The organism is Citricoccus sp. K5 (assembly GCF_902506195.1).
Lineage (GTDB): Bacteria > Actinomycetota > Actinomycetes > Actinomycetales > Micrococcaceae > Citricoccus.
In genome coordinates this window covers 2694255-2711758 of record NZ_LR732817.1, presented here as the reverse complement: position 1 = coordinate 2711758, position 17504 = coordinate 2694255, and the positions used below count along the sequence as shown (strand labels likewise).

Sequence of the window (17504 nt, the reverse complement as noted above, 5' to 3'; positions counted from 1 at the left end):
GCGAAGCAAAGGGGCCGAACAACGACGCCGGCGCGTCACCTTCTGAAGGTGACGCGCCGCCGTCGTTGGTGGGGATGAAGCCGATCAGATGATCGGGCGGCCCGCCTTCTTGGACTCCGAGACGTCGCGGAAGAATCCGCGGGCGATGAAGAACAGGACGAAGGCCACGATCACGGGCCACATCAGGATGTACACAGTCAGCAGAACTGTTGTCATGGTGGTTCCTTTCTGGTTCGTCGCGGACGGTCAGTCGCGCTGGGAGTCGGCCGAGGTGGATCCGCCGGAGGCCTCTGAGGCCTTAACGGCAGCGGCTGCCGCCACGATCTGCTCGGCTGTCTGCGGGGTCTCCGGGTCGAAGTCGCCGGTGATGTCCTTGATGACGTCGAAGTCGAAGTCCTGCTTGGATCGGACCGACATCAGGTAGCAGACCAGGAAGGACACCGCGTAGGCGACCAGCGAGGCGGAGAGCACGGTGTAGTCGCGGAGACCGTCGGTGAAGATCCCGGCGAATGTGAAGGGCGCGGCTGCCACGGTGGCGATCCCGCCGACCCAGATCGCCGGCTTCAGGCCGAAGAACCCGAAGGACATGATGCCCAGCACCACGCCGATGCCGACTGTGGCCAACAGCTCGACGCTGAAGCCGAGGGCGCCGGTGAACGGGATCCACTCGAAGCGCACCGGCAGGAACGCCACGAGGGCGGCGAGCACCGAGACGGAGAAGGCCGCGTTGGTGACCTTCGGCCAGTAGAACGAGGCGATGACCGGGAACACCAGGCAGCCCCACAGGGCACCGACGAACACCAGCAGATCGAGGATGTTGAACTGCGCCGTGGCGAAATACAACCCTGCGCCCGTGGCCACGATCATGCTGATGCGGCCGACCAACAGCATGGTCTTCGGGTTGGCCTTCTTCTTGCCGACCGACTGGCCGTAGATGTCCGCCATGACGATGGAGGATAGGGCGGCCAGGTCCGAGTCGGCGGTGGAGGACAGGGCGCCGATGATCATGATGAACGCCAGGCCCAACAGGATCGGGCCGAGGTAGGTGCCGGCCATCTGCGGGATGAGGTTGTTGACGTCCCCGTTCATGGGTTCGATGCCCAGGTAGAGGGCCATGACACCGAGCATGCCGACGCCGATCACGGCGCCGCCGTAGCCGATGGTGGCGGTCACGAAGGTCGGCTTGATGAGATCCTCCCGCACGGCGAACAGGCGCTGCGCGATGGTCTGGTTGCCGATGGCATAGGCGAGGACGGCCGCGATGTACGGGGCACCCTGGTTCATGAAGGCCTCGGAGGAGAAGAAGTTCTCCTGCTGAGGGGTGACGTTGCCGGCGGCCACGCCGGCCTCGAACATGCCCGGTCCGCCGGCCACGAAGAAGATCACGGGGATGATGATGACGGCCGCGCCGAGCATGAACATCACCTGGGCGAAGTCGGTCAGCACGGAGGCTCGGAAGCCGGACCACAGGGTATACATCAGCACTCCCGCGGCCACGATCACGATGCCCGCACCGAAGCTCAGCGGGGACAGCATCGAGATCAGGGCGCCGCCGGCGATGAAGTTGGAGGTCAACGAGATCAGTGACCCCAGGACGTTGGATCCGGCCAGCATCAACTGGGAGGACCGTCCGTGGCGTGCGTACATGACCTCGGCCAAGGTATGGGCCTTCGGGGCAACCTTGCGGATGCGCTTGCCGAAGGGGTAGATGAAGAGGATCATCAGGGCTCCCCAGAGCCCGTAGTGGATGGGGCCGGAGATGCCGTACGTGTAGCCCGCGGTGGCGGACGCGTACATGGACGAGGCCCAGATCCAGGTGGCGGTCATCGATGCCGCCGAGATGCCGAATCCGATGTTGTTACCGGCTGTCATGTAGCCGTCGGCGTTCTCCTTCTTCCGGCTGATGCCCACGGACATCCACATGGTTCCGCCGTAGAAGAGCACCAGCAGTAACACCACTGCCATGATTCCTAGTTGGTTGATCTCCTGAGCGGGTGGCATCCCGGTCCTTTCATCTCGGCGACAATGACAGCGGCCCGGGGACTGGTACTCGGCCCCCGCGGACCGTGGTACGTAGCCGTCTCCGGCTACCGACGGCCCCCTCGGGCCGCGTGCGATGGCCCATTCGGGTCTCGCGGCGGCCCTTCTGGCCGCCTCCGGCGGGAGCCATTTCAGCGGGTCTGCATGTCGTTTCCATGCACCCTGCTGGGCTCTCTCACACCGGCGTTGGCGATGAAGCCAACCGCTGAAGTCTCTCATGTTTGCAACCGCAATACCAGTTCGAGTGGCTGATCTTGGAGTAAAACGCCTTGTCAGAAAGGATTTTCCAGCGTCTTCACAGGCGGTCGCGGGCCGGCTCTGGGCTGGTCGCGGGAGGGCGTGAAAGCGCGGGGGTGTCTGAGAATTCGAAGGGTGGGCAGTGACGGAGTATGATGGCTGAGCGCCTTCCGGCGATGCGTCGGGATTCGCGGGGCCTTAGCTCAGTTGGTAGAGCGTTTCGTTCGCAATGAAGAGGTCAGGGGTTCGATTCCCCTAGGCTCCACATTTGTCCTGAGTCGAGTCATCGGTGACAGTTGAACGGGAGTCCGGCCATCGGCCGGGCTCCCGTTTCTCATGTCTTGAGGATCTCAAGCGCGCGCTGGTTTGCACGGCGAACCAGTCAGGAATGGAGAAGCGCGCCGGGCGGCACCGCCGTTAGTGTGGTCGGCACCAACCAGGTGAGACCGAGGAGAAGCGACGATGACGACCAAGGGTGACACCCCAGGAGGATTCTCCGCGCAGGAGCGGGCCGCGATGAAGGAGCGTGCTGCCGAACTGAAGGCCGACGCCAAGCGGGCCAAGGGGGCGAAGAAGGCGGCTGCCGACGAAGCGGACCTTCTCGCGAAGATCGCGCAGATGCCCGAAGGGGACCGGGAGATGGCGGAACGGCTGCACTTGATCGTCGCCACGGTCGCCCCTGACTTGGCGCCCAAGCTTTACTACGGTCAGCCCGGGTACAACCGGGACGGGAAGGTCGTGGTCTTCTTCCGCAGCGGGCAGATGGACAAGGACCGCTATTCGACCTTCGGTGTCAGTTCGAAGGCGGCGCTCGACGAGGCTGATGGTTTCTGGCCGACCTCCTACGCCCTCATCGATCCGACCGAGGCGGCCTGGGAGCGGCTTGCAGACGTCGTCCGGCGCGCGGCGGCACCGGAATAACGGGCCCTACTTCGCGGCCAGCTCGGGGTGGAATTTCTTGGTGACCTTCGGATGCGCGCGGACGAAGCCCTTGAGCATGTTGGAGCCGAACGAGGCCAGCATGGGGTTGTCCGGATCGTCGGAGACGCCGCGGGCCTCGGCGGCCAGCTCGGCCGGCAGCTCCACGGGCTCGATCACCGCGTCCAGGCGTGGGGAGTAGAAGAACGGCACGGAATAGCGGTCCACGCCTTCGTCCGGGGCGACGGCCCGGTGGATGGTGGCCATGAGGTAACCGTTGGTCGCCACCTCGAGCATCTCGCCGAGGTTGACGACCAGGGCGCCGTGGATCGGCTCGACAGGCAACCACTCGTCCTGCCCGTAGGGGCGCACCTCAAGGCCTCCCACCAGGTCCTGCAGCAACAGGGTGATGAAGCCGTAGTCGGCATGCAGGCCGACGCCCTGGGTACCGGCCTCCTTCACGCCGCCGACGTAGTGGGCCAGCTTGCCCATCCACGCGCGGTCGCCGGCGAACGGCTCAGCGAAGTGGTTCTCGTCCAAGCCGATGGAAACGCACAGGGCCTTCAACAGGTCCTCGCCGACGCGATCCATGAGACTGGTCCAGTCCATGGCGGCCCGCTCGAGTTCAGGCATGTCCGCCGGCCACTGGTTGGGGCCCTGCAGGTGCCAGTACTCCTCGCCGGGCTTGATCTGCTCGGCCGGAACCGGGGCTCGGTCCGGGGAGAAGTCGATCTGCTCGCGCGAATCCGGGCGTCCCTGGGTGCGCTCGGAGCCCACCGAGGAATAGCCGCGGTAGTGCGGGGAATTCTGGTTGTGCAGGGCCAGCTTCTGCTCGTCCGGCCGAGCGAAGAATTCGGCGGTGACGCGGAACAGGTCGTCCACCTGGCCGGCGGCGGCGCCGTAGTTGACGATCTGGAAGAAGCCCACGTGGTGGGCGGCATGGCGCAACCGGTCCAGGAAGTCCGGGGCGAACGAGCCGTCGGCGGCCCGCATGGTGGACAGGTCCAGGACCGGGATGTCCAACGGTGCACCGGTGGTGGTGGAGTCGTCAGAGAGCGCAGAAGTCATGGAACCAGTCAACGACGCCGGCCGGCGCCCACGCTTCTACGTTGCCTTGCGCTACCCCGGGTGACGGCATTTCGTCACATGGTGGCGTTCGGCGCGCCAGTGGTCTTTAATACCCACTCCAGGAAGGCCTGCCCGGCTTCCTCATGCCGGCCTTCGGCCGTCCCGAAGCCCTGAGCGGCCAGGTCTTCACTGGTCATCACCGGGTACGGGGTCTCCGGGATGCCGTCCTCGTGCCGGACATCCACATGTACCACCGGCGCCCCGCGCGCCTGCAGCCAGTCAGCCATGGCGTAGTCCGTGCGGGAATCCCCGCAGGTGAACCAGCGCATCGGCAGTTCCCCGTCGGCAGCGATCAGAGTCCAGGAGCGCTCCGCGCCCCGGTCCTTGCCACTGGAGGCATGCTCGACGTCCGAGGAGATGATGGTCGAGTCCAGCTGGAACGCGTCGGCGGCCCGATCCTCGGCGAGGAGGCCGGCCACGCGATCCTCGAAGTCACGCTGACCTGCCCGGTAGCGCTCCGGGGACTCACCCACGTTCATCTCGGCCGAGAACATGGCCAGCTTGGTGTCGTCGTAGAACATGGTGTCCGTGTAGTCGCCCACCAGCCGGACCAAGCGGGACTCCAGGTCCACTGGGAGCCTCATGCCGGCATCGACCTCCATCCACGCGGGCACTCCGTGGCCGCGCGTGGCCCGGGGCAGGCCGGCGTCGGGGTCATCGCCAGTGCGGTCCTGACCATACTCGCCGGTCTCGCCGTTCCGTGCGCTTCCGGAGGCCGGAGCGGCAAGGTCGGTCAGAGAGGCGAAGGAGAAGTGGACGGCGCCCTTCTCGCACACCGCGTGGAACCGGGCATCGCGGGGCAGGCCGGCAGCGAGGAGTGGGGTGGCCACGTGCTGCAGCACGAAGTCGGCGGACCGGCCGGTGTTGAAGACCACGGGGATGCCGCGGTCCGCCAGCGTGACCAGTGCCGAGACGATGCCGTCCGGCACGCGGCGGGTCTCGGGCGAGGCGATGGGGCCGTCGACGTCCAGGAGCAGTCCGAGGGGTGGCACAGTGCGCATGCCACCAGATTAGGGGGCGAATCGGATGTCAGACCGTGACCCGTCGCCTAATGTGGTGCTGATTACTGTCCACGCGCACCGAAGGGGGTCCCGTGTCCCACCCTCAGTTGCCTCCGAACGTGGACCCGCGTCGCGAGCCGGACGGCCGGCGGATCTTCACGGAGCACGATCTCGGCCGGTATTTCGGGGTGGTGGACCCGAAGGTCCTGCAGCGGGACCGCCGCCGGCGTCACCGGCGGCACGCGATCGTGCTGCTGATCGTCGCGCTCATCGTCTCCGGGGTGACCGTCACGGCGTACCAGGTGCTGCAGGGGTCCTGGAGCATCCCGGGATGGGAGGCGGCTCCGCCGGAGGAGCCGCTCCTGTGCCCGGCGGGGGAATTCGACTACTCGACCGCGTCCACGGTGACGGTCTTCAATGGCACTAACCTCGGCGGGCTGGCCGGGGACGTGGCCAACGCGCTCGAAGAGCGTGAGTTCGTGATCGGCGGAGTCGGCAACAAGGGGTTCACCACCTCGAACATGGTGGCCGTCATCATCTCCGGACCAGAGGGACGGGACACATCCCTGGCGGTCCAGCGGAACATCGAGGGTTCGGTCTACCTCCCAGACGCCCGCGAGGAGGCCACGGTGGACGTCATCATGGGCACCCAGTACGAGGGCCTCGTATCGGCGGACGGGGTCAACACCGCACCCGGACCGCTGGACTGCCAGCGGCTCGAGACCGAGGCCCCGACGGCGGCGCTGGGCTGAGCGATCGTCTCACCTCCCAGCGCGCCGCGGTCGGGTCGCGGGCCTTCAGGTCACATGCCGCCGGGGAAAACCAACGGGACCAGCGTGTACATCACGAGCATGATCAGCGCCAGCGAGACCAGGTTGAGCCAGACACCGGCGCGCACCATCTGCTTGATCGTGACCTCGCCCGAGCCGAACGCCACTGCGTTGGACGGCGTGGCCACCGGCAGCATGTAGGCCGAGCAGACTGCCAGGGTCACGGCGATGGTCATGAACAGCGGATCCATGCCCAGGCCCACGGCCACGGCGCCGAAGATCGGGAAGAACGCCGCGGCCGTGGCGGTGTTCGAGGTGAGCTCGGTCAAGGCCAGCGCCACCACGATCACGATCAGCAGGACCAGCCACGTCGGGACTCCACTGAGGGCGCCCACCTGGCCGCCCAGCCACTCCGAGAAGCCGGTGGCCGTGAACATCGCGGAGAGGGACAGCCCGCCTCCGAAGAGCAGCAACAGCCCCCACGGGATCTCCTTGGCTGCGGACCAGCGGAGCAGGGCGGTGCCGTTCGGGTCCACGGAGCGCTTCTCGGCGGGTACGAGGAAGCAGGCGATGGCGGCGGCCATGGCGACCTGGGTGTCCGAGATGGTGCCCAGGAACGGCAGGGCTGAAGCCACGGCGGGGATGTCCGCGATGAAGGGGACGAAGACCCAGAAGAAGATTGCCAGCAGGAAGATGACGCCCACACGGCGTTCCGGGGTGGTCAGCCGGCCGAGCTTGGCCAGTTCGTCCTTGATCATCTGCTTGCCGCCCGGGATCTCGGAGACCTCGGCACGGAACACGAACTTGGTCAGCACCAGCCAGGCGATCACGAGCATGACGATGGCCCAGGGCACCCCGACCAGCATCCAGTGACCGAACTGCAGGTCGAAGCCGTGGGACTCCATGAGGTAACCCTTCATGAGCGCCATCGGCGGCTGGCCGATCAGGGTGGCGGTGGAACCGATCGTCACGCCGTAGGCGACACCGAGGAGCATGGACGCGGCGAACCGCTTGCCGCCGGCCTCCGGGTCGACGCGGCGCACCAGCTGCAGGATCGAGACGGCGATCGGCACCATGATGACGGCGGTGGCGGTATTGGACACCCAGGCGGAGATGAAGGCCGAGGCCGCCATCAGGCCGAACACGATCTGCGCGGGCTTGGTGCCGACCATCCGGATGGTCAGCAGTGCCACGCGCAGGTGCAGGTTGGACCGTTCCGTGGCGAGCCCCAGGATCACGCCGCCCATCACGAGGAAGACGACCGAATCGGCGTACGGTGCGGCCACGTCCTTCATGGGTGCCATCCCGAACAGCGGGAACAGCACGAGCGGCAGGAGGGACGTCACCGGGATGGGCGCGGCCTCGGTCATCCACCAGACAGCCATCCACAGGGCGCAGCCGGCCACGGCGCGGCCCTCGAAGGACAACGATGCCGGCAGCACCAGAGCCAGCAGCAGGCCGGCTGCCGGTCCCAGGGCCAGCAACCACCAATTGCGCTTGCCGCCGGAGTCGAGCGCGTCTGACTGGGGTTCGGGTTGTTCCGGTGTGGTGGCCGCGCGGGCGTCGGAAGAGGTCTGGGTCATCTCGGGTGGTCCTTGGGGATGGAGCGGGTTGAGCGGGGTCAAGCGGTTCTTCTCGAGAACCGTCTGAATCTGTGATCTGTCACACCGTACGCGGATCAATGACAGGACAGAAGTACACATTCGGCCTGTATTGATATGGCCCGGGTTCTAATATGGTCCGAACTGGTCTTTCACTTGTGAGTCATGCCATCCCTACGCTGGATCGACCATGCCGCGCTCACCGAGCGTGGCGCAGAGCGGGCCGGCCCGGCCCAGGATGGCATCGGAGAGGGGGTGGCGTAGTGGACCTGCGCCAGATGCGTTATTTCGTGGCCGTGGCCGAGGAACGGCATTTCGGGCGGGCGGCCGAGCGGCTGCACATGGCTCAACCACCGCTCTCACAGCAGATCAAGCAGCTGGAGACCACTCTGGGCACCAAGCTCTTCGAGCGCACCACGCGACGGGTGGACCTCACTGATGCCGGGCAGCTCATGCTGGAGCGGGCCCGGCAGATCCTGGCCGATGTCGAGGCTCTGGCCAAGGACGTCCGCGAGGTTGGTGCCGGCGCCGCGGGCGTCCTGCGCGTCGGCTTCGTCGGCTCGGCCACCTACCGGGTCATGCCGGCCGTGGTGCAGCTGGCCCGGCGCGAGCTGCCTGGGGTCCGGCTGCACGTGATGGGGGAGATGCTCACCCCGCAGATCGAACAGGGGCTGCTGGAGAACCGGCTCGATGTCGCCGTCCTGCGCCCGCCGGTGCAGTCCTCGGAACTGCTGCTCGACGCCCTCGAGGGTGACAGCCTCGTGGTCGCCCTCCCGGCCCAGCACCGGTTGGCCACCGCCGGCGGCCCCGTGCCGTTGGCCGAGCTCGCGGGGGAGGACTTCGTGAGTTACCCGCAGGGGTCCGCCGTCGCCACCATCACTTCCGAGGCCTGCCGGCAGGCGGGCTTCCGCCCGCGCGTCGTGCAGGAGGCCACGGAGACCTCGACCCTGCTGGCCTTCGTGGGTGCGGGCATGGGCCTGGCCCTGGTGCCCGACGGCGCCCGGCGGGCTGCGGCGTCCCCCATCGCCTACCGCGAACTCGAGAGTGCACCCGAGGTCGGCCTCGCCATCGCCTGGAAGCACGGCAGCCGCTCCGGACTCATCCCGCCCTTCCGGGCGCTCGCCCATCGTGCCGTGTCTGACGTGCGCCACGGCCAGCCCGGCCTCGTCCATCCTCCGTCCCCTGACCAGCAGGAGCGTCCATGAAGATCACCGGCATCGAAGCCATCCCCTACGCCATCCCGTACACCCACCCGTTGAAGTTCGCCTCCGGTGCCGTGGAGACGGCGGACCACGTGCTGGTGCGGATCCACACCGATGAGGGGATCACCGGGGTGGCCGATGCCCCGCCGCGGCCCTACACCTACGGTGAGACGCAGGTGTCCATCAAGAACATCGTCGAGGAGGTCTTCGCCCCGCAGATCATCGGGCTGGATCCCTTCGACCGGGAGAAGGTCCACGCCGTGATGCGCCGGACCATCAACAACCAGGTCGCCAAGGGCACCGTGGACATCGCCCTGTGGGACCTGGCCGGCAGGACGCTGGGGCGGCCAGTGCACCAGCTGTTGGGTGGGTGGACCGGCTCGATGCGGGTCTCCCACATGCTCGGCTTCAAGCCGGCCCAGGAGCTGCTGGACGAGGCACTGCGCTTCGGCGAGGAGTACGGCATCACCACCTTCAAGCTGAAGGTCGGCCGCCGCCCGCTGTCCCTGGACGTGGAGGCCTGCCACGTGCTCCGCGAGGGCCTGGGGCCGGACGTGGAGCTCTACCTGGACGCCAATCGCGGCTGGAGCGCCAATGAGGCCATGCAGGTGCTGCAGCAGACGGACGGTCTGGGCCTGACCCTGTTGGAGGAGCCGTGTGACGCCAAGGAGGCCATGAGCCGCCGCCGCCTGGTCGAGAAGTCGCCGATCCCCGTGGTGGGGGACGAGTCCGTCCCCACGGCCGGAGATGCCTCCCGTGAGCTGCTCTCGGGCGGCTGCAACGCGATCTGCATCAAGACCGCCCGGTCCGGGTTCACGGAGGCCACCGAGATCCTGGGGCTGTGCACCGGGCTGGGCGTGGACGTGACCATGGGCAACCAGATCGACACCCAGGTCGGCTCACTCGCCACCGTGACTTTCGGCGCGGCTCACGAGGCCACCTCCCGCCGGGCCGGGGAGCTCTCCAACTTCCTGGACATGTCCGACGACCTGCTGGCCGAACCCATCGCCATCGCTGACGGACGCATCTCCGTGCGGGACGTGCCGGGCGTCGGCGCGGAGATCGACGGCGAGAAGCTGTCGAGGTACCGCACCGACCGCTGAGGTCAGCTGCCGCTCACGAGCGGCCGGATGCCGCACAGGCGCATGGCCTGACCGTAGGTCTCGACCATCTGGTCCTCGAGTTCCTCCGGAGTGAATTTCCGATTGGCGCTCTGGGTGTGCAGCGCGGGCGCGTTGAAGACCTTGATGGCTTTGGCTGAGAGCACGGAGCCGCCGATGGTCGAGGAGAACGCCTTGATGAGCTTCTGGGACTCGCCACCGTGGGCGATGATGGCCACCACGCGGGGGACGCGCTTGAGGAAGCGGTTGAAGGGCTTCACGCCTGTGGCGATCCGCTCCTTCGTGAGGTTCAGGGCGTAGTCCTCCTGGGTCCAGGGGTGGACCAGCCAGGGGATGGTGTACTTCGGGTCCAAGCCCGCCGAGGAGAAGACACGCAGCAGACGCTCGGAGGCGTCGTCGTCGTTCTCGTGGGAGAGGAAGCCGGACGCGGTGCCGGGCCCCGGGGCGGAGGTGAGGACCAGGATGCGGGCCTCGTCAATGTCAAGGGCGGGGTCCACGTACGGGATGGGACCCTTGTCCGTGGCCTCCAGGGAATCGCAGAGCTGGGTGATCGGTTCGATGTTCTCGCCGTGGAGGCGGTCTTGGCTTTCGGAGACGTAGGCGGGATCGGACATTCGGCGCATGGGTGCTGTCCCTCAGTGTTGATGTGTGGTGCTCCGGTCAATTCAGACCGGCCTGCTACCCCCAGTCTACGAGGCGGTTCTCACCCGCACGGAGGACCACTCCCCGGACAGCGGGATGTTGGCGTTCAGCGTGTGCCCACGGGCCTCGATGTCCTTCCAGATGGTGTCCCGGTTGATGTCCGATCGGCCGCCCTTCGGATAGCCGATCCACAGCACCCGGGCCCCGAGCGCGGGTTCCAGCCAATCGTCCAGCACTCCGTCCAGGGATCGCTGGTCCTGGGCGAAGAGTACGACGGCGGTGGCCTCCGTGATCTCGTCCGTCAGCCTCACGCCCTCGGGCAGGGGATCCAGGAGCGCGTGCAGGCCCTGGTGCCCGCCGGCCAGGTGCAGGGTGTCGGTGGGCTTGATGAAGAGCTTCTGCGCGGTGGTCTTCTGGGGTGCGGCGGGTGCAGCGGGCGCGGTAGTGGCGGCGGGGGTGGCGGGCTGTTCCGGGGTGGTGGCCATGACACCATTCTGCCCCCACCAGGACGGGGGAACGACGTCGGCCCGGCATCTTCCACAGGATTCCTTGGCAAGGTGCCGGGTCAGCGTCGAGGTCCGCGGAGCCCGTCATCTCCAGTGGCCGGGGCCGCGGTCCCCTGCCGCTCGCCTATGCTGCTGTGGTCATCATGCGGAGGGGCACGCACAGAGGACTCGATGGTCATGGCTGGTTTGTGGGCAAGGTCATCAGTGACCGCCAAAGTGGTCACCGGAGTGGCCGTGGTGGCCGTGGTGGCCGTGGCGGCAGGCGCCACCGGCGTCGCGGTGGCGCAATCCGGTGGTTCGGACGACCGCGACCGGGCGACCGTGGTCCGGGTGATCGACGGTGACACCATCGACGCGGACGTCAACGGAGAGATTCAACGTGTCCGGCTGTTGAATGTGGATACGCCGGAGACCAAGCACCCGGAGAAGCCCGTTCAGTGCCTAGGTCCGGAAGCCACGGCGTTCCTGGAGGAATTGCTGGCCCCAGGTGAGCAGATCGAGCTCGTCTATGACGTCGAACGCACGGACCGATATGACCGGACCTTGGCCGGTGTCTACAAGGACGATTCGCTGATCAACGCCGATGTGGCAGAAGCCGGCCTGGGGGTGGCCGTCCTATATGAGCCGAACGATCGCTTCTACCCGGAGGTTCTCGAGGCGCAGGAACGGGCGGAGGAGGCCGGCAAGGGTCTTCACGATGCGGCCGTTGAGTGCACCGTCCCGGCCCTGGCCGAGGCACTTCCGCCCTTGGAGGATCTGCCGGCCGCCATCCCCGCAGACGCAGCCGGCGTGGCCGCAGCGCTCGCAGCGGCTGCTCCGGTGATCGCCGCCGGTGAGGCCTTGGGAGCGGCTTTGGATCTGGTCGAGTCGGGTGGGCACGTGGTCCTCTCCAGGGCCTATGGCGGACTGGCCCCGGAGTTGAGAAAGAGGAGCGACGTGGCATTGCCGGCTGCGGTCGCCTATCAACAGGAGCTGCTGGCCAAGGAAGCGGAACTGGCGGAGGAGGCCCGAGTGGCGGCAGAGAAGGCTGCCCAGGAGAAACTGGCTGCCGAAAAGGCCGCCGCGGAAAAGAAGGCCGCCGAGGAACGAGCAGTTGCGGAGCAGAAGGCCGCAGAGGAACGAGCCGCCGAAGAAGCCCGTCAAGCGGAGCAGGACCGTGCCGCAGAAGCGGAGCGGCAGGAGGCGGAAGCTGAGCGGCAGGCTGACAGGGCCCGCGAACGGGAGAACGCTCGCCAGGCAGAGCGCAACCATTCGAACGAGAGGCAGCCGGAGACACCGCGCCGCCAGCCGCCGTCGAACAGTGGTTATGGAACGGATGCTGACTTCCCGGGCTATACGGGACCCCGTTGCTATGCCCCGGGCGGCCAGGCGTGGAAACCCTGCTGAGAACGCAACTGTGCGGGTCATGTCAACGGTTTGACATGACCCGCATAGCGGGAGGTGGAAGAGTCAGTCCTGGCGGGTGTGCTCCACGCGGCCATCGCTGCCTTCGGCGCCGTAGGTCAGGCGCAGCACGCGCCCGTCGGCCTCGAGCTGGTCCCGGGCCTTCTTCATCTTCTCCACCTTGACGGTGTCCCGCGGCGGGAGCTGGATCATCTCCTCGGCCCGGATGCCGGCCTGCAGCTGCCGTGCGCGTTCCACCTCCGCATCCACCTCCGCGCCGAGCAGCAGCACGATGTTGAAGATCCAGAGCACGAAGAGCAGAGCCATCACGGTGCCGATGGCCCCGTAGGAGCTGTAGCCGGCGAACTGCGTCAGGTAGATGGACAGGGCCACGCCGGCGATGGCGATGCCGACGAGCGCGACGATCGAGCCGATGCCGATCCAGGTGAACTTGGGCTGCTTCACGTTGGGCGCGAGGTAGTACAGCAGGGCGATCATGGTGATCACGAGCGCCAGGATGACGGGCCACTTGACCCAGGCCCAGATCGGCAGGAACGTCTCCGTCAGGAACGTCAGGATGTCATTGAGGCCGAGCGGTTCCGCGATGGGGCCCAGCACCCCGGTCACCAGGGTCTGGCTCAAGGCCAGCGAGACCAAGATGAGCACCACCCCGAGCAGCAGGCTGAGGGTGGTCAGCAGCATGGTGCCGAGCTGCTTGACCAGGCCCCGGCCCTCCTCCACGCCGTAGACGGTGTTCAGGCAGCGGGAGAAGGCCTTGACATAGGCCGAGGCGGACCACAGGGCGGTCGCGATACCGATCACCAACGCGATCACGCCGCCGGTGGCGGAGTTCATCATCGTCTCGACCAGGTTGACCACGAGCGCCTGGTAGTCGGAGGGAACGTACTGCTGGACGAGGTCGTCGACGAGCGAGGTCACCGTCTCGGCGTTGTTGGCCAGGACCAGGGTGATGATCGAGAAGATCGCCAGCAATGCCGGGGCCAGGGAGAGGACCATGTAGTAGGTGAGCATGGCGGCCAAGTCGGTGCCGCCGTCGGTCCCGAACTCCTTCAGGGCCCGTTTGAAGGCGTACTTCCAGCTGGCTCCCTTGAGCTTGGGAGGATCATCGGGCTTGGTGCCGTGGTCCGGCTCCGGAGAGTCGGCCGCGTCGATCGTTGCGTCTATCGGATCCTTGATGGGCACGGGATGTCCTCTCCTCTGCGTCTGCGCGGGTGCGCTGAACCTCGACTCGGGGCCCATGGTGCCACCATTCGACGAGCCGGCTGCACCGTTCTGGTTCTCCTGCCTGCCATCCTGTCCTGTCTGCGGCGGATCTGAAAGCACCGGCGGGCCCTGCCTACCCCGCCGCAGGTCACCGGTCGGTTAGGTTCGATGCATGATCAAGTACCTGGGCTCCAAGCGGTTGTTGGTGCCCGTGCTGGGTGCTATGGCGTCAGCGGCCGGTGCCCGCACCGCCGTCGACCTCTTCTCCGGCACCACCCGCGTGGCCCAGGAATTCAAGCGCCGGGGCATCCGCACCACGGCCTCGGATCGCGCCACCTACACCGGCGTGCTCGCCGGCTGCTACATCGCCACCGACGCGCGGGACATCGACCGGACCGAGCTGACCGCCATCCTGGCGGACCTTCAGGGCACGACGCCGGCCCGCGGCTATGTCACGGCGACGTTCTGCGAGCAGGCACGCTACTTCCAACCCCAGAACGGCATGCGGATCGACGCGATCCGCGAGCGCATCGAGGACGACTACGCGGGGACCCACTGGTACCCGATCCTGCTGACCTCCCTGCTCGAAGCCGCTGATCGCGTGGATTCCACCACGGGCATCCAGATGGCCTACCTGAAGTCCTGGGCCCGGCGCTCGGGGCGGGACCTGGAGCTGCGGGTGCCAGCGTTGCTGGACGGGCCGGGTGCCGTGGTGGTCGGGGACGTCATGGACACGGTGGACACCCTGCCGCAGGCCGACCTCTACTACGTGGACCCGCCGTACAACCAGCACCGCTACTACGCGAACTACCATGTCTGGGAGACCTTGGTCCGTTGGGACGAGCCGGAGCACTACGGGGTGGCCTGCAAGCGGGTGGACGTGCGGGACGAGGACACCCGTAGCGTCTTCAACTCCAAGAGGACCATGCCGGCGGCGCTCGCGGATGTGCTCACCCGGATCCGGTCCGAGCTGGTCATCGTGTCCTACAACGACGAATCGTGGATCACGGCGGATGCCATGGAGCAGTCCCTGCAAGAGGCGGGACACGAGGCGGTGGCCGTGCTGGGCTTCGACTCGAAGCGGTACGTCGGGGCGAGCATCGGCATCCATTCGCCCACGGGGGAGAAGGTCGGGAAGGTGTCCCACCTGCGCAACACGGAGCTGGTCTTCGTGGCCGGGCCGGCCGAGAAGGTCGAGGCGGCGCAGGCCGCGGCGGGCAGGAGTTCCACCACAGGAGACCTGCGTGACAGGAGTGAGAGTGTCCACGCCATATGAGATCGAGATGGACCTGCGCTGGTCCGACCAGGACGCGCAGGGCCACGTCAACAACGCCAAGATCGTGACCCTGGCCGAGGAGGCACGGATCCGGTTCCACTCCTTTCTGGCGTCCCAGCGCCAGGGCAGCGGCGAGGGCGGCAGCATCGTGGTGGCCCGCCAGGAGATCGACTACCACGCCGAGACCCGGTACGCCCCCGCCATCACCCTGCAGGTGTCCGTGGTGAGGATCGGTACCAAGTCCTACACGCTGCGCCAACAGGGAATCCAGGACGGCCGCCCGGTCTTCACGGTGGACTCCATCCTGGTCTGGTTGGACGGTTCGGGCTCCTCGCGGGCTCTGACGGAGGGCGAGCGCACGGAGCTGGAGGCCTGGTCGCTGCCGGAGGCTGAGTCGTAGGCCACAGCGCCCACTTCCGGGGAATACCGCCTGCGAGCCCCACGGTTATGCACTCCTGGTGCCCCTTCCGACGAAGGTGCGGCGCCGCCGTCGACCCGAAGGAGAGAGACCGTGACCGAGACCGTGCTGAACACCGAGGCCACCCCGATGGAGCCCGTGGACCCGAAGGCGCTGGACCAGCTGTTCCATGACGCCCGCACGGCCAACACCTTCTCGGACGAGCCGGTCTCCGCGGAGACCCTGCGGGCCATCTACGAGCTCACCAAGATGGGCCCGACCATGATGAACCTGCAGTCGCTGCGCATCACCTGGGTCCAGTCGGCGGAGCAGCGGGCCCGGCTCATGACCCACGGCGGCGGCAATGCGCCCAAGACCGAGGCCGCGCCGGCTGTGGCCGTGCTGTCCTGGGACGCTGACTGGCACGAGAACTTTCCGGTGTTCTTCCCACACGCACCCGAGCGCAAGGAGTTGTTCACGGACGCGGACGCCCGCGCGCTGATCGCCCGCCAGAACGCCTGGCTGGCGGCCGGTTACTTCATGCTCGCCGTCCGGGCGCAGGGACTGGCCGCCGGACCGATGACCGGCTGGGACTTCGCCGGCGTGGACGCCGACTTCAACGCCGGGACCACCTGGAATGCCTTCATGGTGGTCAACGTCGGCAAGCCCGGCGCCGACGCCTGGTTCCCGCGCCTGCCCCGCCTGGACGAGGAACTCGCGGTCCAGACCGTCTGACCCCTTCAACTGCAGGTCGAAAGTGGCCCGAATACTCGTGGGCACCCTCTCTGTCAACCTCGGTGTGAGCCACCACTGGGGTGGCGCCGAGGGAGGCAGTGATGGTGGGTTTCACGGCAGTTGAAAGGCGTGGCTTCGTGTTGGAGTACCTGGATCTACCGCATGGGTCGANTGGCGGAATCGCTCTGTTCACCCCGGACCAACTCCACGACGGGACCTGGATCCAAGCCCACCGCCGGCGCCACACCGTTCAGCAGGCCTACTACCTGGCCCACCCTGCCCGATACCGACATCGGGTGCCGACTACCGCGATGCCACCGGCCTGGTCAGGCATCAATCACCCGGGACCAGAACCCGAACAACACCGGAACTGGCTCCAAACAGGTTGACAGACGCCGGTGATGGGCGAGAACGGTGCGAATTCGACCTCCAGATGGGAGGGTGGGGCGGGGCTGGATAGAGTCGGGCGCATGACTCTGGAACCTGCGCAGTCCCGCTCCGTCGAGGTCCGATCCCTGGTGGTCGAGGCCGCCGTGGAGCTTTTCAGCGAGCGGGGCTTCGAGGCCACCAGCGTGGACGACCTGGCGCGTGCCGCCGGGCTGTCCCGTTCCACGTACTTCCGTCAGGTCGGCGGCAAGGAGGACGCGGTCTTCGCGGACCACCCGCCGCTGATCGAGGAACTCGCCGCGTGGATGGACGAGCAGCCGAGTGATCCCTGGACCACCGTGTGCGCCGCCTCGGAGCGTGTCTTCGCGCATCTGTCCGAGGACCTGGAGCTGGCGCGACGCCGCTACGCCGTGGTCGGCGGGGTGCAGGCCCTGCGTGACCGCGAGATCGTCACGGAACGCCGCTACGAGCAGCTCTTCTCCGGGCATCTGCGCCGGACCGTGCCCGGCCTCGAGCCCGTGGACGCCATCGGGTTCGCTGCCCTCGTCACGGCCACCCACAACCACTTCCTGCGCCAGGCCGTCCGCAACGGTGGCGACGGGGGCAGTGGTGGCCACGGTGACAGGGAAGCGGCCGCCGAGCTCACGGCGCGCTATGCGGAGGCGCTGGACCGGGCGCTGGCCTTGGTTCGGCTGCGTTTCGGGGTCGGTTCCCCGGCGGATGCAGAGACGGGGGCCGGCCCGGGACGTGTGCCGCACCCCGCGGACGACGCCGGCCCGGCAACGGGCGCGGACCTCGCCGACGGCTCCGGTCGGGTTCCTGACCCCGCCCTCGCACCCGGCCAGGTGGTGGTCGCGAGCTTTCCCACGACGATGCCCTCGGGCGAGGTGCTGCGCCGGGTCCGCGAGGCGCTGGAGTCGAACTCACCGTAATCTG

Annotated in this window: 17 protein-coding genes and 1 tRNA gene; 10 read left to right on the top strand and 8 right to left on the bottom strand. The window is 67.4% G+C overall.

All coding sequences use genetic code 11. The annotated features are described in order from the left end of the window. Positions 1 to 84: 84 nt before the first annotated feature. Complete coding sequence (locus BOSE125_RS17985) at positions 85 to 216, bottom strand: putative transporter small subunit (RefSeq protein WP_236557966.1); 132 nt, start codon at positions 214 to 216, stop codon at positions 85 to 87. 30 nt (positions 217 to 246) lie between these two features. Beyond that, on the bottom strand, positions 247 to 2001 hold the full coding sequence (locus tag BOSE125_RS12160) for a sodium:solute symporter family protein (RefSeq protein ID WP_159552875.1): 1755 nt from the start codon (positions 1999 to 2001) through the stop codon (positions 247 to 249). A gap of 468 nt (positions 2002 to 2469) precedes the next feature. Here BOSE125_RS12160 and BOSE125_RS12155 point away from each other — a divergent pair. Together BOSE125_RS12155 and BOSE125_RS12150 are read left to right on the top strand one after the other, a co-directional pair. Further along, positions 2470 to 2542: transfer RNA gene (locus BOSE125_RS12155), tRNA-Ala, on the top strand. A 197-nt stretch (positions 2543 to 2739) separates the two neighbouring features. Then, positions 2740 to 3198 carry a DUF1801 domain-containing protein gene (locus tag BOSE125_RS12150; RefSeq protein ID WP_159552873.1) on the top strand — a complete coding sequence of 153 codons (459 nt, stop codon included), beginning with the start codon at positions 2740 to 2742 and terminating at the stop codon, positions 3196 to 3198. A gap of 6 nt (positions 3199 to 3204) precedes the next feature. Here BOSE125_RS12150 and BOSE125_RS12145 read toward each other — a convergent pair whose 3' ends face one another. Both BOSE125_RS12145 and BOSE125_RS12140 read right to left on the bottom strand, forming a co-directional pair. Further along, entirely contained in the window at positions 3205 to 4263 is a 1059-nt protein-coding gene (locus BOSE125_RS12145) for an isopenicillin N synthase family oxygenase (protein WP_159552871.1), read from the bottom strand. A gap of 74 nt (positions 4264 to 4337) precedes the next feature. Continuing rightward, positions 4338 to 5324: a haloacid dehalogenase gene (locus tag BOSE125_RS12140; protein ID WP_159552869.1), complete on the bottom strand. Its 987-nt coding sequence runs from the start codon at positions 5322 to 5324 to the stop codon at positions 4338 to 4340. A 119-nt stretch (positions 5325 to 5443) separates the two neighbouring features. On the opposite strand from BOSE125_RS12140, the gene BOSE125_RS12135 reads away from it, so the two are divergent. Next, on the top strand, positions 5444 to 6076 hold the full coding sequence (locus BOSE125_RS12135; RefSeq protein WP_159552867.1) for a LytR C-terminal domain-containing protein: 633 nt from the start codon (positions 5444 to 5446) through the stop codon (positions 6074 to 6076). A gap of 50 nt (positions 6077 to 6126) precedes the next feature. On the opposite strand, the gene BOSE125_RS12130 is transcribed toward BOSE125_RS12135, so the two are convergent. Next, complete coding sequence (locus BOSE125_RS12130; protein ID WP_201301195.1) at positions 6127 to 7677, bottom strand: DASS family sodium-coupled anion symporter; 1551 nt, start codon at positions 7675 to 7677, stop codon at positions 6127 to 6129. Between the two features lie 281 nt (positions 7678 to 7958). On the opposite strand from BOSE125_RS12130, the gene BOSE125_RS12125 reads away from it, so the two are divergent. Together BOSE125_RS12125 and BOSE125_RS12120 are read left to right on the top strand one after the other, a co-directional pair. Further along, positions 7959 to 8900: a LysR substrate-binding domain-containing protein gene (locus tag BOSE125_RS12125; protein WP_159552865.1), complete on the top strand. Its 942-nt coding sequence runs from the start codon at positions 7959 to 7961 to the stop codon at positions 8898 to 8900. Continuing rightward, entirely contained in the window at positions 8897 to 10000 is a 1104-nt protein-coding gene (locus BOSE125_RS12120) for an enolase C-terminal domain-like protein (protein WP_159552863.1), read from the top strand. Before BOSE125_RS12125 ends, BOSE125_RS12120 begins: the two co-directional genes overlap by 4 nt. Positions 10001 to 10002: 2 nt before the next feature. Here the strand turns inward: BOSE125_RS12120 and BOSE125_RS12115 are convergent, their stop codons facing one another. Continuing rightward, positions 10003 to 10641 carry a hypothetical protein gene (locus BOSE125_RS12115; protein ID WP_159552861.1) on the bottom strand — a complete coding sequence of 213 codons (639 nt, stop codon included), beginning with the start codon at positions 10639 to 10641 and terminating at the stop codon, positions 10003 to 10005. Between the two features lie 66 nt (positions 10642 to 10707). Next, positions 10708 to 11145, bottom strand: a complete 438-nt coding sequence (locus BOSE125_RS12110) for a DUF3052 domain-containing protein (protein WP_159552859.1) — start codon at positions 11143 to 11145, stop codon at positions 10708 to 10710. Between the two features lie 225 nt (positions 11146 to 11370). Between BOSE125_RS12110 and BOSE125_RS12105 the strand changes: the two genes are divergently transcribed. Beyond that, positions 11371 to 12552 (top strand): thermonuclease family protein, encoded by a 1182-nt coding sequence (locus BOSE125_RS12105; protein WP_159552857.1) that lies wholly within the window; start codon positions 11371 to 11373, stop codon positions 12550 to 12552. A 63-nt stretch (positions 12553 to 12615) separates the two neighbouring features. Here the strand turns inward: BOSE125_RS12105 and BOSE125_RS12100 are convergent, their stop codons facing one another. Beyond that, positions 12616 to 13752: a YihY/virulence factor BrkB family protein gene (locus tag BOSE125_RS12100; RefSeq protein WP_236557962.1), complete on the bottom strand. Its 1137-nt coding sequence runs from the start codon at positions 13750 to 13752 to the stop codon at positions 12616 to 12618. Between the two features lie 193 nt (positions 13753 to 13945). Here BOSE125_RS12100 and BOSE125_RS12095 point away from each other — a divergent pair, with 193 nt between their 5' ends. The 4 genes from BOSE125_RS12095 to BOSE125_RS12080 all read left to right on the top strand — a co-directional run bounded on the left by BOSE125_RS12095 (position 13946) and on the right by BOSE125_RS12080 (position 17500). Next, on the top strand, positions 13946 to 15049 hold the full coding sequence (locus BOSE125_RS12095; RefSeq protein WP_159552855.1) for a DNA adenine methylase: 1104 nt from the start codon (positions 13946 to 13948) through the stop codon (positions 15047 to 15049). Then, positions 15033 to 15449, top strand: a complete 417-nt coding sequence (locus BOSE125_RS12090; RefSeq protein ID WP_159552853.1) for a thioesterase family protein — start codon at positions 15033 to 15035, stop codon at positions 15447 to 15449. The genes BOSE125_RS12095 and BOSE125_RS12090 overlap by 17 nt, the downstream gene beginning before the upstream one ends. Before the next feature lie 111 nt (positions 15450 to 15560). Beyond that, the gene (locus BOSE125_RS12085) at positions 15561 to 16181 is read left to right on the top strand and encodes a malonic semialdehyde reductase (RefSeq protein WP_371300596.1); all 621 of its coding nucleotides are present in this window, start codon (positions 15561 to 15563) and stop codon (positions 16179 to 16181) included. 470 nt (positions 16182 to 16651) lie between these two features. After that, positions 16652 to 17500, top strand: coding sequence for a TetR/AcrR family transcriptional regulator (locus tag BOSE125_RS12080; protein ID WP_201301193.1), 849 nt, complete (start codon positions 16652 to 16654; stop codon positions 17498 to 17500). Positions 17501 to 17504: the final 4 nt, after the last annotated feature.